Source organism: Paenibacillus sp. FSL F4-0236 (assembly GCF_038000135.1).
GTDB lineage: Bacteria > Bacillota > Bacilli > Paenibacillales > Paenibacillaceae > Paenibacillus_AQ.
Genome location: NZ_JBBOBK010000001.1, coordinates 6136308 through 6160433 on the forward strand (window position 1 = coordinate 6136308; position 24126 = coordinate 6160433).

At 43.1% G+C, this 24126-nt stretch carries 19 protein-coding genes and 1 rRNA gene; 11 read left to right on the forward strand and 9 right to left on the reverse strand.

The window, feature by feature from the left end; all coding sequences use genetic code 11:
- Nucleotides 1-144 precede the first annotated feature (144 nt).
- From NSQ29_RS27380 to gyrA, 3 genes are all read right to left on the reverse strand, one after another.
- Nucleotides 145-1702: ribosomal RNA gene (locus NSQ29_RS27380) — 16S ribosomal RNA — on the reverse strand.
- Nucleotides 1703-2092: 390 nt separating this feature from the next.
- Entirely contained in the window at nt 2093-3190 is a 1098-nt protein-coding gene (locus NSQ29_RS27385; protein ID WP_341050990.1) for an HD-GYP domain-containing protein, read from the reverse strand.
- Nucleotides 3191-3458: 268 nt separating this feature from the next.
- Nucleotides 3459-5999 carry a DNA gyrase subunit A gene (gene gyrA, locus NSQ29_RS27390; RefSeq protein ID WP_042183783.1) on the reverse strand — a complete coding sequence of 847 codons (2541 nt, stop codon included), beginning with the start codon at nt 5997-5999 and terminating at the stop codon, nt 3459-3461.
- Nucleotides 6000-6354: 355 nt separating this feature from the next.
- On the opposite strand from gyrA, the gene NSQ29_RS27395 reads away from it, so the two are divergent.
- The gene (locus NSQ29_RS27395) at nt 6355-7230 is read left to right on the forward strand and encodes a YheC/YheD family protein (RefSeq protein WP_341126515.1); all 876 of its coding nucleotides are present in this window, start codon (nt 6355-6357) and stop codon (nt 7228-7230) included.
- 182 nt (nt 7231-7412) lie between these two features.
- Here NSQ29_RS27395 and gyrB read toward each other — a convergent pair whose 3' ends face one another.
- From gyrB to dnaA, 6 genes are all read right to left on the reverse strand, one after another.
- Nucleotides 7413-9323, reverse strand: coding sequence for a DNA topoisomerase (ATP-hydrolyzing) subunit B (gene gyrB, locus NSQ29_RS27400; protein ID WP_042183779.1), 1911 nt, complete (start codon nt 9321-9323; stop codon nt 7413-7415).
- Between the two features lie 47 nt (nt 9324-9370).
- Nucleotides 9371-9619, reverse strand: coding sequence for an extracellular matrix regulator RemB (remB, locus tag NSQ29_RS27405; protein ID WP_036677731.1), 249 nt, complete (start codon nt 9617-9619; stop codon nt 9371-9373).
- 16 nt (nt 9620-9635) lie between these two features.
- Nucleotides 9636-10754 (reverse strand): DNA replication/repair protein RecF, encoded by a 1119-nt coding sequence (gene recF / locus NSQ29_RS27410; RefSeq protein WP_042123050.1) that lies wholly within the window; start codon nt 10752-10754, stop codon nt 9636-9638.
- Between the two features lie 20 nt (nt 10755-10774).
- Nucleotides 10775-11005 (reverse strand): S4 domain-containing protein YaaA, encoded by a 231-nt coding sequence (gene yaaA / locus NSQ29_RS27415; protein ID WP_042123047.1) that lies wholly within the window; start codon nt 11003-11005, stop codon nt 10775-10777.
- 48 nt (nt 11006-11053) lie between these two features.
- A complete protein-coding gene (dnaN, locus tag NSQ29_RS27420; protein WP_339244164.1) occupies nt 11054-12196 on the reverse strand; it encodes a DNA polymerase III subunit beta in 1143 nt (380 codons plus the stop codon).
- Nucleotides 12197-12393: 197 nt separating this feature from the next.
- Nucleotides 12394-13740: a chromosomal replication initiator protein DnaA gene (gene dnaA / locus NSQ29_RS27425; RefSeq protein ID WP_042183777.1), complete on the reverse strand. Its 1347-nt coding sequence runs from the start codon at nt 13738-13740 to the stop codon at nt 12394-12396.
- 673 nt (nt 13741-14413) lie between these two features.
- Between dnaA and rpmH the strand changes: the two genes are divergently transcribed.
- From rpmH to NSQ29_RS27475, 10 genes are all read left to right on the forward strand, one after another.
- Nucleotides 14414-14548, forward strand: coding sequence for a 50S ribosomal protein L34 (gene rpmH / locus NSQ29_RS27430; protein ID WP_039295761.1), 135 nt, complete (start codon nt 14414-14416; stop codon nt 14546-14548).
- Nucleotides 14549-14839: 291 nt separating this feature from the next.
- Nucleotides 14840-15190 (forward strand): ribonuclease P protein component, encoded by a 351-nt coding sequence (gene rnpA / locus NSQ29_RS27435; RefSeq protein ID WP_042193070.1) that lies wholly within the window; start codon nt 14840-14842, stop codon nt 15188-15190.
- Between the two features lie 86 nt (nt 15191-15276).
- Nucleotides 15277-16143, forward strand: a complete 867-nt coding sequence (locus tag NSQ29_RS27440) for a YidC/Oxa1 family membrane protein insertase (RefSeq protein WP_042193068.1) — start codon at nt 15277-15279, stop codon at nt 16141-16143.
- Nucleotides 16140-16874, forward strand: a complete 735-nt coding sequence (jag, locus tag NSQ29_RS27445) for an RNA-binding cell elongation regulator Jag/EloR (RefSeq protein ID WP_042193066.1) — start codon at nt 16140-16142, stop codon at nt 16872-16874. Before NSQ29_RS27440 ends, jag begins: the two co-directional genes overlap by 4 nt.
- A 109-nt stretch (nt 16875-16983) precedes the next feature.
- Nucleotides 16984-18360, forward strand: a complete 1377-nt coding sequence (mnmE, locus tag NSQ29_RS27450) for a tRNA uridine-5-carboxymethylaminomethyl(34) synthesis GTPase MnmE (RefSeq protein ID WP_042193063.1) — start codon at nt 16984-16986, stop codon at nt 18358-18360.
- A gap of 39 nt (nt 18361-18399) precedes the next feature.
- Entirely contained in the window at nt 18400-20286 is a 1887-nt protein-coding gene (gene mnmG, locus NSQ29_RS27455) for a tRNA uridine-5-carboxymethylaminomethyl(34) synthesis enzyme MnmG (RefSeq protein ID WP_339268040.1), read from the forward strand.
- 3 nt (nt 20287-20289) lie between these two features.
- The gene (gene rsmG, locus NSQ29_RS27460) at nt 20290-21015 is read left to right on the forward strand and encodes a 16S rRNA (guanine(527)-N(7))-methyltransferase RsmG (RefSeq protein ID WP_339268038.1); all 726 of its coding nucleotides are present in this window, start codon (nt 20290-20292) and stop codon (nt 21013-21015) included.
- A 410-nt stretch (nt 21016-21425) separates the two neighbouring features.
- Nucleotides 21426-22241, forward strand: coding sequence for a nucleoid occlusion protein (gene noc, locus NSQ29_RS27465; protein ID WP_076285062.1), 816 nt, complete (start codon nt 21426-21428; stop codon nt 22239-22241).
- 209 nt (nt 22242-22450) lie between these two features.
- A complete protein-coding gene (locus tag NSQ29_RS27470; protein ID WP_042131728.1) occupies nt 22451-23212 on the forward strand; it encodes a ParA family protein in 762 nt (253 codons plus the stop codon).
- Nucleotides 23205-24047 (forward strand): ParB/RepB/Spo0J family partition protein, encoded by an 843-nt coding sequence (locus tag NSQ29_RS27475; protein WP_042193054.1) that lies wholly within the window; start codon nt 23205-23207, stop codon nt 24045-24047. Before NSQ29_RS27470 ends, NSQ29_RS27475 begins: the two co-directional genes overlap by 8 nt.
- The last annotated feature ends 79 nt before the right edge of the window (nt 24048-24126 follow it).

A 24126-nucleotide genomic window follows, 5' to 3' on the forward strand; every position in this document is an offset into this window, starting at 1 on the left:
TATCCAGTTTTCAAGGATCAAGTCTTACTTGAGAGCTTAAACTCTCAAAACTGAGCAACGAGTGAGTAACAGGCCTAAACCTGAGATTTTGGAAGTTTAACTTCCGATTTGAATGTCTTCATTGCAGAAGACGATTCTCCATAGAAAGGAGGTGATCCAGCCGCACCTTCCGATACGGCTACCTTGTTACGACTTCACCCCAATCATCTACCCCACCTTCGGCGGCTGGCTCCCTTGCGGGTTACCCCACCGACTTCGGGTGTTGTAAACTCTCGTGGTGTGACGGGCGGTGTGTACAAGACCCGGGAACGTATTCACCGCGGCATGCTGATCCGCGATTACTAGCAATTCCGACTTCATGCAGGCGAGTTGCAGCCTGCAATCCGAACTGAGACCGGCTTTGATGGGATTGGCTTCACCTCGCGGCTTCGCTTCCCGTTGTACCGGCCATTGTAGTACGTGTGTAGCCCAGGTCATAAGGGGCATGATGATTTGACGTCATCCCCACCTTCCTCCGGTTTGTCACCGGCAGTCACTCTAGAGTGCCCAGCCTTACCTGCTGGCAACTAAAGTTAAGGGTTGCGCTCGTTGCGGGACTTAACCCAACATCTCACGACACGAGCTGACGACAACCATGCACCACCTGTCTCCTCTGTCCCGAAGGCCGCCACTATCTCTAGTGGATTCAGAGGGATGTCAAGACCTGGTAAGGTTCTTCGCGTTGCTTCGAATTAAACCACATACTCCACTGCTTGTGCGGGTCCCCGTCAATTCCTTTGAGTTTCAGTCTTGCGACCGTACTCCCCAGGCGGAGTGCTTACTGTGTTAACTTCGGCACCAAGGGTATCGAAACCCCTAACACCTAGCACTCATCGTTTACGGCGTGGACTACCAGGGTATCTAATCCTGTTTGCTCCCCACGCTTTCGCGCCTCAGCGTCAGTTACAGCCCAGAAAGTCGCCTTCGCCACTGGTGTTCCTCCACATATCTACGCATTTCACCGCTACACGTGGAATTCCACTTTCCTCTTCTGTACTCAAGTCACCCAGTTTCCAGTGCGACCTCAGGTTGAGCCCAAGGTTTAAACACCAGACTTAAATGACCGCCTGCGCGCGCTTTACGCCCAATAATTCCGGACAACGCTTGCCCCCTACGTATTACCGCGGCTGCTGGCACGTAGTTAGCCGGGGCTTTCTTCTCAGGTACCGTCACTCCGATAGCAGTTACTCTACCGGACGTTCTTCCCTGGCAACAGAGCTTTACGATCCGAAAACCTTCATCACTCACGCGGCGTTGCTCCGTCAGACTTTCGTCCATTGCGGAAGATTCCCTACTGCTGCCTCCCGTAGGAGTCTGGGCCGTGTCTCAGTCCCAGTGTGGCCGTTCACCCTCTCAGGTCGGCTACGCATCGTCGCCTTGGTGGGCCGTTACCCCACCAACTAGCTAATGCGCCGCAGGCCCATCCCTCAGTGACAGATTGCTCCGTCTTTCATTCTTTCTTCAGGAGAAAAAAGAAATTATCCGGTATTAGCTACCGTTTCCGGTAGTTATCCCAGTCTAAGGGGCAGGTTGCCTACGTGTTACTCACCCGTCCGCCGCTAAGTCATTTTGAAAGCAAGCTTTCAAAATGACTCCGCTCGACTTGCATGTATTAGGCACGCCGCCAGCGTTCGTCCTGAGCCAGGATCAAACTCTCCAATTAGTATTGAAAAGAGCGATATGCTCATTTTGAAACATCTGACGAGAAAATTAATTCTCTAATTTTGGATATCACTTTCGTGATTTCCTACTCACTCGTTGTTCAGTTTTCAAAGATCAAGTTCTCGTTGGCGCCGTTTAATGTCTCAGCAGCAACTCTTATACTATATCATGTTCGGCCGTTTAATGTCAAGCTCTTTTTTTAACTTCTTTTTCGAGCTCGGCATGTGTGTTTCTCGGCCAGAAATAGAATATATCATGTATAGAGATTCATTGCAACACTTTTTTTTAATATAATCTATAAATAAGAGACTGTGCTATTAATCTCCCTTTATATATTGGTATATACCTTTTAGCACAGTCTCATTTATACAGTCTCTTAATACTTCCTTCTCTAAGCAATGATCTCCTGAATATACAATTCTCGCTCCAACATTAGGTTCACAATCGTACCCTCTACCTTAATCATAGGACGTGTTGGATTAGCACGGTCAGTAAATATGATCTCTCCATGACGTCCATCGCTCAGACGTATTCTGGTTCCATTAAACAAATCGGTACTCTTCTGTATAAAGGTCTGTACAACGACTGGGTCGAGCTTACCGAAGCTTTCTGTCATTATCTGCTCTAACACTAAATAAGGAGACTGTGCTTTTCTATAGGCCCTTTCTAGAGTCATAGCATGGAATATATCTGCTACCGCAACTACTTTAGCGTAAAAGTGAATCTGGCTACCTTCTAGCTTAAGTGGGTATCCAGACCCGTCAACCTTCTCATGATGCTGCAATGCTGTTAGTCTTACCCCTTCATTAATCGCTGTAACATTACGCAACAATTGATAGCCATATGTAGTATGTCTGCGAACCTCTTCTATTTCAGCACTATTAAGTGACTCCGGCTTATGTAAAAGAGAACTATCTACTTTTGCGTTTCCGATGTCATGTAGCAATCCGGCAAAAGCGATCTGCATCCAATCCTTTTGCGGATACCCGCACCACTGAGCGATCTTATATGATGTTAACGCGGACAGTACGGCATTGTGATAGTTGTAATCCTCGTCTTTTAGCGTACGTGGAGAAAACTTCAACACATGATAATCCTTCAAATGACTAATTAGTAACTCTAATTGACTCCGCAACTCAAAAATAGGAAGTGAGGCTGCCGTTACCGAACGATAGCTGGTCCTAATAAGTGCGATCATTTTTTCATATTCATCATGTAGTGGGGAATTGTTCTTGATCAGCATCGATTCATTTATAATCGCTCCAGCTTTAAGTGCTGTCTGCTTGGCGTTTTTTTTGACAGCATCAGAGTTGGCCTCTCCCTGAACACCTTCGATCTCCACTTGCCCAACCAAAAAAGCTTCTAAAATTTCTAGATCACGGGGGAGTAGTATCTTTCCCTTGGTGAACAAAATTCCCCCCAAAGGTGTAATTACATCTTTGGTTATCTTTGAGCCCGCTTTAACTTCTCCAGCCAATACACTTGGCATATACTCAGCCCCTTAATTTCTATAACAATAAGCTCAGGATTACCGAAATCTAATATGACAGATAATTTCTGAGAAAATAGTACTTTATATACTGATTTATACTCTATCGGCTAATTATAGTACGGATAAAAGGAAGCGACTAGTGAAATGAAAACTATTCTTATAAAAATCCTCATTAAATTTCATTAAATAACTAGCTATTAATTAATCACAGCAAAAAGAGCAAGGGTCTCTGTAATAGAAGCCCTTGCTCTTTATTGAATAAAACCTACTCTAAATTATCTTCTTGATCCTCAGCGATTGTTTCCGGTTGATCAATATCACCAGATTCATCTACTGTTACTTGTTCCTCGAGGCCTTCCATATCTTCAGACAATTCGTCCTCTTCGTTCTTATCTGCTCTACACAGAGTAGCCACTGCATCATCCTCGCGGATGTTAATTAGCTTAACCCCTTGCGCATAACGACCCATAGTAGAGATTCCATCCATGCTGGTACGAATCAAGGTACCGCTTGTAGTAATGATCATTAAGTCTTCATCGTTCTTAACGACTTTTAGACCAACTACAGGGCCATTCTTCTCAGTGAGATTAATGGTCTTGATTCCTTTACCACCACGAGTCTGGGAACGATAGTCACCGGCTGGTGTCCGTTTACCATAACCCTTGCTAGTAACAATCAGAACCTCAAGCTCCTTATCGACACAATCCATACCGATGACATGGTCATTACTATCAAGCGTAATGCCCTTCACGCCTGTCGCGCTACGACCCATAGAACGAACATCATTCTCTGAGAACGTAATCGACATTCCGCGAGCTGTACCGATAATAAGATTTTGCTGTCCATCTGTCAGCTTAACCTCAATTAGAGAATCCTCTTCACGAAGGTTAATAGCGATAAGTCCGCCTTTGCGGATGTTATTGTAATCCTCAAGCGGCGTCTTCTTCACGATACCTTCGCGGGTAGCAAAGAACAAGTACTTGTCACTATCGGTTTCTTCCACTTGGATTACGGCACTAATCTTCTCACCTTGTTCAATTTGAATCAGGTTGATGATTGGTGTCCCTCGTGCTGTACGTCCCAGCTCTGGGATCTCATAAGCTTTAATCCGGTATACCTTACCCTTATCGGTAAAGAACATCAGATAGTTATGAGAGTTACTCACGAAGAGATGCTCCACAAAGTCCTGATCCTTGGTGTCCATCCCCATGACTCCGCGCCCTCCACGCTTCTGACTGCGGTAGGTGCTGACAGGTAGACGTTTGATGTATCCCGTATGTGTAATAGTGATAACAACCTCTTCACGCGGAATAAGGTCTTCATCCAGGATACTTTCTTCACCAACGGTAATCTCTGTCCGGCGTTCATCAGAATATCTATCACGAATATCCTGCAGCTCGTTACTGATGATTTCCAGTACAAGATGCTCATTCGCCAAAATTTCACGGTACTCTGCAATTTTAGCTAGCAATTCGTTATATTCATTCTCGATCTTTTCTCTTTCCAGACCGGTCAGACGCTGCATTCGCATATCGAGGATCGCTTGAGCCTGCTCTACACTAAGGCTAAAGGTGCTCATTAATCCCTCACGGGCTATGTCCGTTGTCCGAGAAGCACGAATTAACGCAATAACTTCATCCAGATGATCCAGCGCAATACGCAGACCTTCTAAAATATGAGCGCGTGCTTCGGCTTTTTTAAGATCAAATATTGTACGACGACGAATAACTTCAATCTGGTGCTGCAAATAATGATAGAGCACATCACGCAGATTAAGAATTTTCGGCTCGTTGTTTACGATGGCCAGCATGTTGATACCAAATGTAGATTGCATAGAAGTATGTTTATATAGATTGTTCAACACAACATTTGGATTCACATCACGTCTCATCTCGACAACTACACGCATACCGTTACGGTCAGACTCATCTCGAAGATCCGTTATACCCTCGATCCGTTTCTCACGTACTAATTCTGCGATTTTCTCAACCAGTCTCGCCTTATTCACCTGATACGGCAGCTCATGTACAATGATGCGAGCCTTACCGTTATTCTCTTCAATCGTTGCCTTTGCACGCATGGTCACTGAACCACGCCCCGTACGATAAGCCTGACGAATACCCTCACGACCCAAAATATATCCAGCCGTTGGGAAATCTGGGCCTTGGATATACTCCATCAATTCCATAGGGGTGATATCAGGATTCTTAATCATCGCCTGCACACCATCGATAACTTCACCTAGGTTATGCGGTGGAATATTAGTAGCCATACCCACAGCTATACCAGATACTCCATTAACGAGCAGGTTCGGATAGCGAGCTGGTAATACAACTGGCTCATTCTCTTCACCATCATAGTTGGGTGCGAAATCAACTGTTTCTTTGTTCAAATCTCGAAGCATTTCGCCTGCAATCTTGGAAAGACGGGCTTCTGTATAACGCATCGCTGCAGCCATATCACCATCAATCGAACCAAAGTTCCCGTGACCGTCCACAAGCATATAGCGCATAGAGAAATCCTGAGCCATCCGTACCATTGTTTCATAGACGGCTGAGTCACCGTGAGGGTGGTACTTACCGATAACCTCACCGACGATTCTTGCCGATTTCTTATGAGGCTTATCCGCAGACATTCCAAGTTCCGACATCGCAAACAAAATGCGTCGGTGAACCGGCTTGAGTCCGTCCCGCACATCTGGCAAAGCCCGGCTAACAATGATGCTCATTGCGTAATCCATAAAGGATTCACGCATTTCCACGCCAATGTCCCGATCTTTGACTTGTGGGTTATTTTGTTCAGCCATGAGTTGCTGGACCTCCTTCAGTTAAAAAACCGCTACCCTTAATTATATTACTTTCACAAAAGTAGCACAATTAAACATGATAGCCTTTTATCTTCTAATATTGATTTCTTTTGCGCTGATTAGGGTATTCGCCCTTTCCGCAAATGTCTTTAGTACATAGACTGTAAAGACAAGAAACACGGTTTTATTATCCTAGTATCGTTCGATAAGGCATAACCCCATATCCTTATATTATACCATTGTTTAGGTAGCTTGTCCTGATTTTCAGCTGCCAAAGATTATGCTTCCACAGCAAGTTTTGTACAAGGGAATTCAAAAGAGCAAATGCTGCACAAAATTGTTAAGGAGGAAGATAATGAAGATTCAACGAGTCCCAAGTAAATGGGCTAAAACAAAAGTTATCCTTCAAAATCAATCTCTATCTCTATATGTGCCTGATACTCGTAAATATGATTTAAATGTTCTTAAAGAAATGCTTGCGTTATATGCCATGGTCTATATAAAACCTGATCGCGGAAGCTTTGGTATTGGTGTAATGAGAGCTGAGCAGCGTACGGTGATTTTAAGTCCTAGCCAGCAGAAGACTGAAATGAATGTCACCGCCAATAACGAGGAGAGAGAACAGCAAGAAGCACAGGTCCTATATATTTTAAGATATGCAAAGACGGCAGAAGTTTTCTTCTCCCCCGAAGAGCTGCATGAGGCCTTACAGAAACGAATTCAGAACCGTACCTACCTCGTCCAAAAAGGAATTGATCTCCTGCGTCACCAAGATCGTCCCTTCGACCTTCGAGTTCTTGCCCAAAAGACTCCATCAGGTGCATGGGAAACAACAGGAATGCTCGGAAGAGTAGCTGCCCCTCAGAAAATCGTCACCAATTATCATAGTGGAGGCAGTATTCTGTCAGTAAATACATTATTAAAAAATCATATGAACCCTTCTGAAACACTCTCCACGATTAATCAATTAAAATCTTTAGGCGTACAAATTGCAGGCCAATTGGAAACCACCTATCCAGGAATTAAAGAAATTGGTCTGGATATTGCCATGGATCAGCATATGGATATGTGGCTGCTTGAGGTCAACACGCTTCCATCCATTGTTGTATTCAAGTTATTTCCTGATAAATCTATCTATCGTAGAATACACCGCTATGCTGTAGCATACGGACGTGTAAAAGCTAGAAAATCCCCATATACTACCCGCAATAGGCAATATACTAAAGCCTAAAAATCAGCTCTGAAACCAAAAAAACCTCCAGCATTCTCATTCCTTTAGGAACAGAAGCCGGAGGTTTTATTAAAATATAAGAAAGTATAAGTTTTACACCATACTTTATGTCTTATATTTCTCGCTTAAACGCTTATCGTCCTTATAAGGACGCCGAAGGCGTTTATGCTTGAATGTAATTGTTACACATCAAGGTATCTGACGCTCTTCGCATGCTCATGGATAAAGTCACGTCTTGGCTCAACATTATCGCCCATCAGCGTATCAAAGATACTATCAGCGAGCATCGCATCTTCAATCGTTACTTGTAGCATCATACGAGCCTCAGGATCCATCGTCGTGTCCCACAGCTGGGTAGCATTCATTTCACCCAAACCTTTGTAGCGCTGAACATTGACCTTAACATTCTCACCAAAAGAGGCGATAATCTCATCTCGTTCCTTCTCGCTACCTGCATAACGGATCACTTTGTTGCGTTCTATCTTAAATAATGGCGGTTGTGCGATATAGATATAACCTGCATCTACTAGCTTCCGCATGTAACGGTAGAAGAATGTTAACAACAAGGTTCTAATATGAGCTCCATCGACGTCGGCATCCGTCATAATAACGACTTTATGGTAACGAGCCTTCGATAGGTCAAAATCATCACTGATTCCTGTACCAAGAGCAGTAATAATAGCCCGGATCTCGGCGTTGGATAAAATACGGTCTAAGCGTGCCTTTTCTACGTTTAGAATCTTACCACGCAGCGGTAGAATCGCTTGGAAATGACGATCCCGTCCCTGCTTGGCCGATCCACCCGCAGAGTCACCTTCGACGATATACAGTTCGCTGATAGACGCATCCTTGGATGAACAGTCCGCAAGTTTACCAGGTAGTGCACTGACTTCAAGCGCACTCTTACGGCGGGTTAACTCACGAGCCTTACGAGCGGCTTCTCGTGCACGTGAAGCTGAAAGCGACTTCTCAAGGACACGGCGTGATACTGCCGGATTCTCTTCCAGGAATTCCTGCAATTTCTCTCCGAACAGTGATTCTACTATTCCACGGACTTCACTATTTCCGAGCTTAGTCTTCGTTTGACCTTCGAACTGAGGCTCTGGAATTTTGACAGAAATAATGGCTGTCAATCCTTCACGCACGTCGTCGCCAGTCAGATTTGAATTACCATCCTTCAGCACACCCGCTTTACGGGCGTAATCATTGATAATACGTGTTAAAGCACTTTTGAAGCCGGATTCATGCGTTCCGCCCTCATGGGTATTAATATTATTCGCAAAAGAGTAGATGTTCTCTGTATACGAATCATTATATTGGAGAGCTACTTCAACCTGAATCATATCCCGTGAGCCTTCCACGTAGATTGGTTCCTCGTGCAGCGCTTCTTTTTTCTCATTCAGATATTTCACATATTCAACGATACCACCCTCATATTTGAACACGTTGGTGACATCGGTCCGCTCATCATGCAGTGAAAGCTCAATTCCTTTGTTAAGAAAAGCTAGCTCCCGAATACGAGTAAGCAGTGTCGCATATTCAAAGACCGTGGTTTCAGTAAAGATTTCAGGGTCCGGATGAAAAGTTGTAGTCGTACCTGTCTCTTCCGTATCTCCAACAACTTTGATCTCATACTGTGGTGCACCACGTCTGTATTCCTGCTGATAAATATGCCCATCACGCTTAACATTAACAACAACCTTCTCAGACAAGGCATTTACTACGGAGATACCCACACCGTGTAAGCCGCCTGATACTTTATATCCGCCGCCGCCGAACTTACCGCCTGCATGCAGTACTGTCATTACAACTTCAAGCGTCGACTTTTTAAGTTTTTCATTTTCACCTACAGGTATGCCACGTCCATTATCGATAACAGTAATCCCGTTATCCTCATGAATAATCACTTGAATCCGGTCACAATAACCTGCTAGGGCTTCATCGATACTATTATCTACGACCTCCCACACCAAGTGATGGAGACCTTTAGAACTAGTGGAACCAATATACATGCCCGGACGTTTCCGGACAGCTTCTAGCCCTTCCAGTACCTGAATCTGGCTCTCATCATATGTCGGTTGATTCATTGACATGCCTTCACCTACTTCTTTCAGATTATCTCTTTGTTACTAAACGCAAGTTATATTTCGAGCAAAATTTTGGCTCTTTTTTTAAGAGTGGAGGAGGAAATGGGGGAGTAATACACGATATTTTTAGTTACGACAATAGATTTTGCTTCCTCTTCACCAATCCGCTCAAGCTTCTTGTCCTGCTCAGAGTGAATGACGAATTGCTTAGACACCTTGGAAGATTTCTCAATCGAAATATCAAATATTGCAATTAACTCCGAAGAGCGAATAATCTTCTCCCCGCCCAAATGAATATACATGATCTTCCTCCGCTCTTTATAACTCCACTTTTCCATCATGAACATGATATAGGCTGGCGCCCTTTAATTTATCGGCATTCAGACCCTCAATCCCGGTAGCGGTAATGAATGTCTGTACCTTGCTTTGAAAGGTTTCAATAAGCTGGGTCTGTCGGTAAGGATCAAGCTCGGATAAAACATCATCAAGAAGCAGCACAGGATATTCTCCGATTTCTTCATGGATCAGCTCGATTTCCGCCAGCTTGAGCGATAAAGCCGTTGTACGCTGCTGTCCCTGAGAACCGTAGACCTGAGCTTCCCTTCCGTTGATAAAAAAGGACAGGTCATCCCGATGGGGACCCGTCAGCGTCATACCGCGCCTGATTTCTTGTTCTCTCGTTTGTGATAACTTTAACATAAAATTGTCTAATAAGACAGCTTCATCTTCCTCATCCCGATCGCCGAAAGAGGGGACATAGAGCAATTTCAGTTCTTCTCCGCCGTTCGTAATCCCCCGGTGTATGCTTTCAGCCCATATTTGCAGCTTCTTTATGAATTGTTTCCTTTTTTTGACGATTTTAACACCATGCTCCACAAGTTGAGCATCCCAAATTTCCAAAAGGTCTTTTCCCGCTGCCTCTTTCCCCCACAACTGCTTCAGCAAATTGCCTCTTTGTAAGAGAATTTTTTGATACTGCTGGAGGTGAAATAGATAACTGGGCTGGACTTGGCCAATCTCCATATCGAGAAAACGCCGTCTGATGCCAGGTGTGCCTTTGACTATCTCTAAATCTTCCGGTGCAAACATGACCACATTGAGTGATCCCACAAACTCACTAAGACGTCGCTGTTCTAAACCGTTAATCTTAGCTTTTTTACCTTTGGCAGATAGGGTGAGCTCTAGCTTGAGATCGCCGTACTTCCGTTCTACCTCGGCAATGATCTGAGCAGCGTCTCCAGGGGCATCAAATGAGATAAGTTCGCGATCCTTCGAGGTGCGGTGGCTTTTGGTCATCGCCAGGACGAACAATGCCTCCATGAGGTTTGTTTTGCCTTGGGCGTTCTGACCCAGAATCAGGTTCACATCGCCCAAGCTCTCCAGACGCAGCAGCCCGTAATTCCGATAATGCTGCAGACCGATATTTTTAACAAACACGAAATGGTTCCTCCCCTAGCCTACTCCTCTTTGACTCCTCCGCCTTCAACCTGAAATGTGCCGTTATCCTGCACTTCAATTTGATCACCCGGATAAAGTTTTCTTCCGCGCCGTTCCTCTACTTCTCCGTTAACAAGTACATGTCCTTCTTGCAGCAAAGCTTTAGCCATTCCACCTGTGGATACACAATCAGAAAGTTTCAGGAATTGATCCAGCTTAATATATCCACTGTGGATAAGTATTTTTTTCATGGTTTTTATCCTTTCAGCCACTTATCCACATGTTCATGAATGTTGGCATTAATTTGTTGTACGGTAAGGCAAAATAATATACAAGCTATTGGTTTGATCGAGCGGCTTCAAAATGATCGGACTCATCATTCCTGTAAATGCTATTACAAGCTGCTCACTCTCAATAACTTTTAAGACATCGAGCATATATTTGGAGTTGAAAGATATTTTGAGCGGTTCACCTTTGAAATCAATGACTTCAAGTTCTTCGCGAACTTTACCAAGCTCAGAAGAGCTAGATGAAATTTCAATACCGCCTTGCTCAAGCGTCTGCATGCGCACAATATTGGTTTTTTCTTCACGGGACAGCAAATAAGCACGATCAATCGATTCGCTTAATTTTTTTGTGTCCAAAGTTAGTTCTGTTTTGTAGGTTGTTGGAATAATTCTAGAAGTATCCGGATAAATTCCATCAAGGATCCGTGAATAGAACAGTACTTTGTCGATTTTAAAGAGAACTTGATTGTCCGCAACCACAATATCAACGAGCATATTTTGATCAGGAATAATCTTGCTTAGCTCATTAAGAGTTTTACCGGCGATTACGATATTTGCAAATTGGACATTCTCCGTACCTTCTAGTTTTGCTGCTCTTGTAGCTAAGCGGTGACGGTCTGTCGCTGTAAACTTAAACTCATTATCAGCCAGATTCCACAGTATACCTGTTAAAATCGGAGTTGTCTCTTGGGTAGAAATAGAAAAAGCGGTTTGTTTAATCATATTTTTCAGCAAATCACCTGGCAGGGAGATAGTATCGTTCTCCTCAATACTCGGTAGCACCGGGAATTCTTCAGGGTCTAAACCTACGATCTGAATCTCAGTGGATCCAGAAGAAATATATGTTTGGAATCCTTCTTTAACTTCCATGTGAATCTCTTTGGAGGGCAGCTTCTTAATAATTTCGACGAAAAATTTAGCGGGAAGAACAACACTTCCTGGCTGATCTATCTTCACGATCGTATGGCTGTCATTCTCTGCTGGAATAAACGATTGAATCGAAATATCGGTGTCGCTTGCAGTTAATGTGACGCCTTGATGGCTAACTTCCAGCTTAATACCGGTCAGAATAGGGATGGTTGTTCTACTGGATATAGCTTTGGATACGTGTTGAATGGATTCGTTGAGTTCATTTTTAAGAATGCTTATTTTCATGATTTCACTCCTAGCTGAAAAATTGGGAATTTCGTTGTATTGGTATCTCTTTATTACGCGTCTTTACATGATGAATTATTATAGTTATTTAATAGTATTAGTAGTAGGGGCGTCTAATATGTGGATAACCCTATCAAATAGCATAAAATTAAGCCTACCCACATGTGTATAGATTGTGTATAGGCTCTTTGTTCCTCTTAGGAAGGATTTTTAATTTTCTCCGCAAGATTATTTACCACTTTGTACAACTCCTGATCGACCTTTAATGACTGTGTAATTTTGTCATGCGCATGAATTACGGTCGTATGGTCACGTCCTCCGAATGCCTCACCAATCTTAGGGAGCGAATAATCGGTTAGTTCACGGGAGAGATACATTGCGATTTGACGTGGAAAAGCTACGGCTTTCGTACGTTTTCGCGCTTTGAAGTCTTCAAGGCGTAAATTGTAGTATTCACCGACTTTTTGCTGAATATCAGCGATGGTAATCATCTTAGGCCGGCTGGAAGGAATAATATCCTTGAGTGCTTCAGCTGCCAAATGAGTAGTTACATCCTGGTTAGTTAGCGATGAGTAAGCAACAACCCGGATTAATGCACCCTCCAGCTCACGAATATTGGTGTCAATCTGGTTAGCAATATACATCATGGCCTCATTAGGGATATCAAGGTTCTCTGCCTTCGCCTTTTTGCGCAAAATCGCAATTCGGGTTTCTAGATCGGGTGGTTGAATATCCGTAATCAAGCCCCACTCGAACCGGGAACGTAGCCGTTCTTCCAGTGTGGGAATTTCCTTTGGCGGTCGGTCGCTGGAGATGATAATTTGCTTGCGTTCTTCGTGGAGCGCATTGAACGTATGAAAAAACTCCTCCTGCGTGGACTCTTTTCCAGCGAGGAATTGAATATCGTCAATAAGCAAAATGTCAACGTTACGATACTTATTGCGGAAGCTTTCACCGCGGTTATCACGGATTGAATTGATAAATTCATTCGTGAATTTCTCTGATGAGATGTAAATAACCTTGTTATTCGGGTTATGTTCTAGAACATAGTGCCCAATGGCATGCATTAAATGGGTTTTGCCCAGACCTACACCACCATATAAAAACAAGGGATTGTATGCTTTGGCCGGCGCTTCGGCTACTGCCAGTGAGGCTGCATGCGCAAAACGGTTGCCGGAGCCGATTACAAAAGTGTCAAAAGTGTACTTGGGATTGAGTAGATGCGTTTGCGCTTCTTCTCGTGATACTACGGGAGTGGGAGCGGATTGTTGAACCACAAGCTCAGGCGGCTTGCTTTCTTCAATCACGAATTTTACATCCACTTGTTTCCCAGTGACTTCGTAGACCGTTGCTCCTACTAGTTTGGTGTAGCGACTTTCCAGCCATTCTACTGCGAACGTTGTAGGTGCCGAGATAATGAGAACCTGGGAGTTGAAGGTTATCGCTTTAGTAGCCTTAAACCAGGTATCAAAGCTCGGCTTGCTTAATTTGGTTTGAATAATCGATAAAATTTGCTGCCATAATTCGGAAGTATGGCTGTCCACAGACTGTCACTCCTTTAAATCTTCCAAATGTGGCATCAGCCATGAAGTGGAAATGTCGAAGAAAATAGGTTGGTGCTGATATTTATCCCCAGTAGGCAATATGAAGAGACAAAAAAATATGGATAAATTTGATTTGTTCACAACTTTATCCACAGCTTGTTGATAATTAAGAGAACAAACAAATCTATTCACATTCAAAAGTAATACCATCATAGCAAAACGCCCCTTATTTTTCAATGAGCAGGGCTATTTTATCCACAAATTCAAGCACTTGTGTACAATTATTAGGAACACCACTACATATTGTTGATAATTTGTTTACGGTTCGACACTTTACGCCAAAGCTTCGATAATTTTATACACAGGTTGTGCTCATCTGTGAGTAGTCGACTTTATTTTTTGATCACAGGTGGATAACTGTCATATCTTGTGGATTACTTTTTTTCTAATGGGAGTTGTGGATAAGCGGCTTGAATTTGAGGGAGGGTCTGGAGCCAGCAGTAGGTTGACTTTTGCGCATAAAATATGTTTAAATATATAAAGGTGTTTTCTGTAAGGATATGTCTCGATAATTAAATGATGATTCATGTAGATACTGTCCCTACTATAAGGACGGCTTAGACCGTTTCTGCTTATATGACAGTAATTAAGTTCCTGTAAGGGAGGTGCAATTATGAGACCGACATTTAGACCAAATGTGAGCAAACGCAAGAAGGTTCACGGTTTCCGTAAAAGAATGAGCACGAAAAACGGCCGTAAAGTGCTGGCAGCTCGCCGCTTGAAAGGCAGAAAAGTTTTGAGTGCGTAAGTTAGGCCACTAAGGGACCACTCCGGTGGTCTTTTTTTACTGCTTTTTATTATTATTTGCTCTGCAAACGACTAGGATCTCGCTTAATGCGCTAGCTACACTTTGCGGGGCTATTTAACGTATATACAGAATTATTTTGTGAGAAGTTGAGAATATTTTTCTTTCTATAATATAGAAGGGAAATTTCGGCGTTGTAGTCGCGGTCGTTTATGGCGACATCCAAATGACTATACTATTAGAAGAAAAAAATTCGGAACGATACTTTTAACCGGATTTATGAAGGAGATTCCCGTGCACAAAAAGTTACGATTACGAAACCGTGCCGACTTCAGTCGTGTATATCGCCATGGGAAGTCATTTGCGAATCATCAATTTGTAGTGTATTGGTTTAGCAAAAAAGAGGTAGAGCGATTTAGAGTTGGGGTATCGGTCAGTAAAAAGGTTGGAAACGCGGTTGTCCGTAACCGAATGAGAAGATTGGTGAAGGAAATCGTCCGTCATCATGAACCTGAAATTGCAGGTGGACTCGATATGGTGTTTATCGTAAGAAAAGGAGCGCTTTCCATGGAATACGCAGAGCTCGAAAAAAGCGTGCTGCATGTACTGCGCAAAGCCAAGCTACTCAAGGCTTCCCGCAAATAAAGGACGCATAAGAGGCTTGTTTATTTGTATTCATAATTATGGTATGATTTACGGTGGAATGGAATGTTCAAGAGAGGGGTTTTGAAGTGTCTCTAATGAAGACTAGACGGGGAAAATGGTTTCTCCTCATCACAGTGATGGTGTTGTCGTTAGCTGTTCTGTCGGGATGCGCTCCGTCAGCTGCTGTTACGCACACTACGGAGGATTTAAAGAATGGAGGCTTCTGGCAAAGTAATGTAGTGTATTATTTCGCCATTGCCTTGGACAAGTTTGCTGATTGGTTTAACGGAGAATATGGTTTAGCCGTACTTGTGATGGTTATTATTGTCCGCACGTTGATTCTTCCGCTTACGATTAAACAGGTGAAGAGCTCGCGGGCAATGCAAGCCATTCAACCGGAACTCCAAAAGATCCAGAAAAAATATAAAGACACACCTGAAAAGGTGCAGCAAGAAACGATGCGTTTGTTCCAAGAGAATAAGGTTAATCCAATGGCGGGTTGTTTACCGCTGATCGTACAAATGCCTATCTTTATCGCTCTCTACAACTCGATCTACTATAATCCACATCTACGGGAGCACTCCTTCTTATGGCTGGAGCTAGGTAAGCCGGATCATCTGTTTATCTTACCAGTGCTTGCAGCATTAACAACATTTATACAAACTAGAATGATGACTAAAATGAACCCGATGCAACAACAAGGGCCAATGCAGTTCATGATGATGATCTATCCAGTTCTGATTTTCGTTATGTCCTACAACTTCCCAGCAGCATTGCCGCTATACTGGGTGTACAGTAACATTTACACTATTGTTCAGAACTATTTCTTATATCGCAACAACGATAAACATAAATTGGCAATCGCAAGTGCTGTGAAAAGTACAGATGACTCAACTGCTGTGAAGAGCAAAGGCGGCAGTAAAGCATCGAAGGGAGCCAAAAAGTCAAAATGAGCAAAGTCGTCGCAACAGGGAAAACCATTGAAGAAGCTGTAGAACGGGGACTAACCCAGCTTGGAGTTCAAAAGGACCGGGTAACGGTCAACGTACTTGAGCAGCCATCAAGAGGATTCCTGGGATTGATCGGTGCGAAAGGTGCCAAGGTTGAGTTAACCTTGATAGCCGAAGCCGCACCGGCATCAGCGGCGAGTGCTCCGTCACTGCCTCAGCAGTCAACAAGAGAGAGCAAACAGGAGGCTAACGGCGGTGTGCCACGCCAAGATTCCGGACAACCGGTGGAGGAAGCTTACCAAGAAGCCGTTCATTTCATTGTGGATGTCGCTAAGAGCATGGGGCTCGAAGTGGAAGTCGAAATCGTCCACACTAAGGAATCCACGATTCTGCAGATATCAGGTCCAGATTTGGGACTGTTGATTGGTAGAAGAGGACAAACTCTCGATGCTCTGCAGTATTTGGCTAATATCGTAGCTAATCGTTACTCCGACAGTTTTATACGGCTTGTGCTAGATGCGGAGAACTTCCGTGAGCGGCGTAAAAAAACTCTCGAAGAGCTGGCTGATCGTTTAGCCAGTCGTGTCATTCGGACTCGTAAAGAGGTAGTACTGGAACCGATGTCACCTCAGGAGCGGAAAATTATTCACTCCAGATTACAGGATCATCGGCAAGTGAATACCCTTAGTAAGGGCGAAGAGCCAAATCGCCGCGTCGTTATAACTTTGAAGTAAAGACTATATGATGCAATGACTCCTTGACCAATGTAAGGGGTCATTGCTTTTTTAACAATATAAGACCGTTTATGATCAAAAAAATATAGGTTTTGGGGTGAAAAACAGCATGCTTAGTGACACCATTGCTGCCGTATCGACGGCATTAGGCGAGGGAGGAATTGCTATTATTCGGGTAAGTGGCCCTCAGGCTATTTCCCAAGTGGCGCCTTTGTTTCGTAGTCGAGTTCCGTTAACTGAAGCGGAATCGCATACCGTTCATTATGGGCATATCGTTAGTCCGGATAACGGAGAGAAGATGGAAGAAGTACTTGTAACCGTAATGAAGGGCCCACGTTCTTTTACGACCGAGGATGTAGTAGAGATCAGTGCTCATGGTGGTGTAATTTCTGTAAGAAGAGTGATGGATTTACTTCTTCAGCAGGAGATAAGGTTAGCCGAGCCGGGTGAGTTCACCAAGCGTGCTTTCTTGGGTGGACGTATTGATTTATCACAGGCTGAGGCAGTTATTGATCTCATTCGCTCGAAGTCGGATCGTGCGTTTTCTGTGGCTTTAAAGCAGGTTAGTGGATCCTTGTCGGATCGAATTCATGCTTTGCGCCATACACTTATTGAGATGCTGGCTCATATCGAAGTGAATATAGATTATCCAGAGCATGATGTAGAATCCATGACAGCTGAATTTATTAAAGATAAAAGCAGTGAAGTGATGGAAGGAATCACAAAGCTTCTTAAGACTTCTAATGAAGGGAAAATTCTTCGTGAGGGGATAACGACAGCTATAGTTGGTCGTCCCAATGTTGGTAAATCTTCTTTATTAAACGCGTTAGCACGTGATAACAAAGCGATTGTAACAGATATTCCTGGAACAACACGTGATGTCATCGAAGAATATATAACGATAAACAACATTCCGCTTAAGCTGCTTGATACGGCGGGAATTCGTGAAACGATGGATGTAGTGGAGAAGATTGGCGTAGAACGTTCCAAGGCGGCAGTTAGTGATGCGGATCTGATTCTACTTGTGCTAAATGCTAACGAAGAGCTGCATGAGGACGAATTGGCATTGATGGAACAAATCCACGGTAGACAATGCCTAGTGATCATGAATAAAATGGACTTACCGCCCAAACTGGATAAGGATAAGTTGCTCTCGTTCTTTGAGGAGTCCAACATCGTACCGATGTCTGTTCTGGAAGAGGAAGGTCTAGACAAACTTGAAGATGCCATTTCGACACTCTTTTTTGGTGGAAAGCTGGAATCGGGTGACTTGACATATGTAAGTAATGTGAGACATATTGCACTGCTTAAAAAAGCCTATAAATCACTACAGGATGCATACGATGCGGCGGAACAGTATATTCCAATTGATATGATTCAAATCGATGTACGGCTAGCATGGGAACAACTCGGTGAAATTATTGGCGATACGGCAGCGGACTCGTTGTTAGATCAAATATTCTCACAATTTTGTTTAGGAAAATAGGTTTTACATTTTAATATAACATTTAGGGGGAAACAGGACATGAGTTATGATGGAGGCAACTATGACGTAATCGTCATTGGCGCCGGTCATGCCGGTTGCGAAGCAGCTCTAGCGTCAGCACGAATGGGCTGCAGCACGTTGATGATCACAATTAACCTGGATATGGTTGCATTCATGCCCTGCAATCCGTCCATAGGCGGACCTGCCAAAGGACATGTGGTGCGTGAGATTGATGCGCTAGGCGGAGAAATGGGCCGTAATATAGATAAGACTTTTATTCAGCTTCGTATGCTTAACACAGGGAAGGGACCTGCGGTGCATGCATTGCGTGCACAAGCTGATAAGTTCTTGTACCAACATACAATGAAGGAAACGATGGAGAAAACGCCTAATTTGACGCTTCGTCAAGGGATGGTTGAGCGTTTAATCGTTGAGGATGGACGTTGTGCAGGTGTAGTTACGAAGACAGGAACGGAATACCATAGTAAGACTGTTATCCTGACTACAGGTACTTACCTGCGTGGTAAGGTGATCATGGGTGAACTGACATATGAGAGTGGACCTAACAATCAACAGCCATCAGTGAAGCTATCTGAGAATTTGCGGGAGCTTGGTTTTGAATTGGTGCGTTTTAAGACAGGTACACCTCCACGTGTACATCGCGATACGATCGATTTCTCGAAGACAGAAATTCAACCCGGCGACGATGAGCCTAAATTCTTTTCGTTTGAAACGAAATCATCGAACAATGAACAGCTTCCTTGTTGGTTAACTTATACCTCTGAGGTTACTCATCAGATTATTAATGACAACCTTCATCGTGCGCCGATGTTTACGGGTATTATTGAAGGAACAGGTCCACGTTATTGCCCATCTATTGAAGATAAAGTAGTAAGATTTAGTGATAAATCTAAGCATCAGATCTTTTTAGAGCCAGAAGGAAAAAATACATCGGAATACTATGTACAAGGTCTGTCGACTAGTCTTCCTGAGGATGTACAGCTAGCGATTCTGCGTTCCATCCCTGGTATGGAAAAGGTAGAGATGATGCGTAACGGCTATGCTATTGAATATGATGCAATGGTTCCTACACAGCTATGGCCATCTCTTGAAACTAAACGTCTACCAGGTCTTTTCACTGCTGGACAAATCAATGGTACTTCCGGTTATGAAGAAGCCGCTGGACAAGGTGTAATGGCTGGAATTAATGCAGCGCGCAAAGTGCAAGATAAAGAACCCGTAATCTTAGATCGTTCACAGGGATACATTGGTGTGCTCATTGATGATCTGGTGACTAAAGGCACTAATGAACCTTACCGTCTGCTTACTTCACGTGCAGAATATCGGTTATTGCTTCGCCATGACAATGCAGATCTAAGACTTACACCTATTGGTTACGATATTGGTTTGATCACAAAGGAACGATTTGATAACTTCACGGATAAAAAAGAACGGGTGGAGCGTGAAATTGTTCGTCTGCAAGAGACAAAGGTTAAACCTGTTGAGGTAAATCATGTACTAGCACAATATGAATCGGCACCTATTGTAGACGGCAGCAATTTGCTTGTTCTGATGCGTCGTCCAGAGCTTGTATATAGCTTCGTAGATCAAGTCTCTCCATCACCGGAGCTGCTCGATGCAGAAATGAAGGAACAAGTTGAAATCCAAATTAAATATGCCGGTTATATTGAAAAACAGCTTCAACATGTGGAGCGCCTGCAAAAGATGGAAAAGAAGAAAATTCCAGATGACATTAATTATAATGAAATCCATGGATTAGCGATGGAAGCACGGCAGAAGCTGACTAAGATCCGTCCAATCTCTATCGGGCAGGCCTCTCGGATTGCGGGAGTCACACCTGCCGACATTTCTATTCTCCTCGTATATCTCGAGCATTACAACCGGGTAACCGCGGCGAAAGGATAATCTATGGATAATACGGAAGTTCAATTCACACAGCTTTTACAAGAAAGAGGCATTACACTTACAGCAGAACAATTGGAGCAATTCGATCTTTACTATAAGGAACTCGTATCCTGGAATGAAAAAATGAATCTCACTGGAATAACAGAGCGTGAGCAGGTTTACACGAAACATTTTTATGATTCGATCTCTCTAGCCTTTTTCCTTAATATCAATGAGATAAACAATTTGGCAGATATCGGTTCGGGAGCCGGGTTTCCAGGTATTCCGCTTAAGATTTGTTTTCCACATTTGAAACTTACGATCATTGATTCATTAAGTAAAAGAATCTCTTTTCTGCAGCATGTCTGTACTACGTTGAAATTAACTGATGTGCAATTGATTCATGGGCGTGCGGAGGATATTGCCCGGCAATTCAAGCATCGTGACGCCTATGATTTGGTGACTGCGCGTGCGGTGGCAAGATTATCCTTGTTGAATGAGTTTTGTCTTCCTTTCACACGTAAGGATGGAGTTTTCGCTGCCATGAAGGGAAGCGATCCATCAGAAGAATTAAGTGAGGCGAAGTACAGCTTAAAAGAGCTTCGTGCTCAACTTGGTAAAGTAGAGTCGTTCAGCTTGCCTGTGGAAGAGTCGGCGCGACATATTGTCATTATTCGTAAGACAGGTGCCACTCCTGCTAAGTACCCACGAAAAGCGGGGATTCCTGCCAAAACACCACTTATCAAATAATGTTTCACGTGAAACATTATAGATTGGCAAATATATTTAAGGTCATCTTCTTTTTAGAGGATGACCTTTTTTGAGTGGAATTGCGATAACGATCTTAAATGAACGTTAATTAAAAGATAAACTAATTTGATATGTTTATTAAGCGGCTATCATTATGAAAATGCAGGAAAAATAGGTCTTTACGGAGAATATGATTATGTAGAGAAAAGTGATAGAATAGCATAGTAGACTTTTAATTTTGTATATAACTCCTTCTCTGTACTCTTGTTCGAAAGAAGGAGAGATTATGATGCCTGATAGCTGCAGGCCATTTCATAATATCAGAATGTTTTTTATTGCTGTACGATACGCTTTCCGAGAAGAAGGTCAAGAAGATCGTACTATAACGAAATTAGGTGGTTATGAACGGAATGAAAGAACAATTTACCAAGCTATTTGGATTTACCGAGCGGAGCAGCGGAGAAGAAATTAAACAAATACCAGTTCATGAGGTCATTAGCAGTCCTTACCAACCACGGACGATATTCGATGACGACAAGATCGATGAGTTGTGCCAGACGATTAAAACTCATGGGGTCATTCAACCCATAGTTGTACGCATGCGAGATTCCGTGTACGAGATCATCGCAGGTGAACGACGCTGGCGTGCGGTCAAAAAGCTTGGTTTAGAGACGATTCCAGCCATTGTTCGTGAATTCAATGATTCACAAGCCGCATCTATTGCGCTTATAGAAAACTTACAGCGTGAGGGCTTGACCTCTATTGAGGAAGCTGTTGCTTATCAAAAGTTAATTGATCTTCATCAATTGACGCAAGAAAGCTTAGCACAACGACTAGGTAAAAGTCAGTCTACCATAGCTAATAAAATTCGCTTACTTAATTTACCTGAAGAGGTTAAGACGGCGTTAATGGAGCGTCAGATTTCTGAAAGACATGCACGTTCATTATTATCACTCGATAGTGTGGAGATGCAACTGAAAGTGTTGGCAGAAATCATTTCAAAAGGCTTAAATGTTAAACAAACAGAAGCTCGTATTGCTTTCTACAAACAAGTCTCACAAACTAAAAAATCAAAGCGGGTCTCCTATACCAAGGATGTTCGTCTAGCTCTTAATACAATTCGTCAATCTATTGATATGGTGTCAGGCTCAGGGATGGAAATCAAAACGTCAGAAAATGACCGTGGTGACCATTACGAGATTGTAATCCAAATCCCCAAAAGATAAATTGTTTCAAAAGCTAAAGGCGGCCTTGAGGTGATTGGCCGCCTTTGGTGTGGCTAGAACCGGGATGTGTTGGCCAGGCCTGTAATTTAAAGTTCCAGTATATAATAGTTGTCTATATTCTTCATAAAGTGTGACGCTATCTCAGCGTCAGGAACATTTGTACTTGCGATCTACGAGAAGATTCTTCCTAACTATTCGAGGTGAAATAAGTGTCCAAGATTATTGCCATAGCAAATCAAAAAGGCGGTGTCGGTAAAACAACAACCTCCGTGAACCTAGGTGCCGGTATGGCTACATTAGGAAAAAGAGTGCTTCTAGTTGATATCGATCCTCAAGGTAACACTACTAGCGGCGTTGGCGTCAACAAGGCGGACGTGGCGAATTGTATATATGACATTCTTATAAATGAGGTAAATCCTCTAGAAACCATACTGGAAACTCAAAATGAAGGACTGCATATCATTCCGGCGACCATTCAATTAGCGGGTGCGGAAATCGAGTTAGTATCGACGATTTCCAGAGAGCTAAAGCTAAAAAAGGCGCTGAATGCGGTTAAAAACAATTATGATTATATTATCATCGATTGTCCTCCTTCACTTGGCATTTTAACAATCAATTCCCTTACTGCAGCGGATTCGGTAATCATCCCGATCCAGTGTGAATATTATGCGCTTGAGGGTTTGAGTCAGCTCTTAAACACCGTTCGTCTGGTGCAAAAAAATCTCAACCCGCATCTGAAGATAGAGGGAGTATTATTGACTATGCTTGATGCCCGGACCAATCTGGGAATTCAAGTGATAGAAGAGGTTAAGAAGTATTTCCAAGAAAAAGTATATCGAACGATTATCCCTCGGAATGTCCGGTTAAGTGAAGCGCCGTCACATGGACAATCCATTATTACTTATGATCCTCGCTCTAAAGGAGCGGAAGTGTATTTAGAGTTGGCAAAGGAAGTGATTTCTTATGAGTAAACGATTAGGAAAAGGTCTGGATGCGCTAATTCCATCTTTATCAATTAATGAAGATGACAAGGTAGTTGAGATCCCTTTAGCTCAACTTCGGGCTAATCCATATCAACCGCGCAAAGACTTTAATGAAGAGGCCATTCAAGAACTAGCAGAATCGATCAGACAACATGGCGTGATTCAGCCGATCATTGTTCGTAGCGTATTGAAGGGGTATGAGATCATTGCCGGCGAACGCAGATTCCGTGCCTCGCAGTATTGTGGCAAAGCTACAATTCCAGCAGTCGTTAGAAATCTTAGTGATCAGCAAGTCATGGAGATTGCATTAATCGAGAACTTGCAACGTGAGAACCTAAATGCAATGGAAATTGCAGTGGCTTACCAAGGCTTAATGGATCAGTTTTCACTCACGCAGGAAGAACTCTCGCTTAAGGTAGGAAAGTCCAGATCTCATATCGCCAACTTCCTGAGATTGCTTTCTTTACCTGAAGAAGTAAAAGAATATGTTTCACGTGGAACAATGTCAATGGGGCATGCGCGGGCAATTGTTGCTTTAAAGGATCCAGAAGTAATTAAACAACTGGCCGAACAATGCGTGGAACAACAGTGGAGTGTAAGAGAACTAGAAGAAACAGTGAAGAACTTGGACCGAAAACCTACTAATGGAGTTAAGGTCAAAGTTGTTAAACGTGATCCCTATATTGATAATGTAGAGGAAGTATTGCGTGAACGTTTTAAAACAACGGTGAAAATTAAACAGGGTAAGGAAAAAGGGAAGATTGAACTGAATTACTACAGTGCTCAGGATTTAGAAAGATTGTTGGAATTATTGGGTAACTAAATGGGTATCTATGCCAAGAACATATCCTGAGATATCCTTAATCGGATAATTAGGGGTATGTTTTTTTGAATAAGTTGAT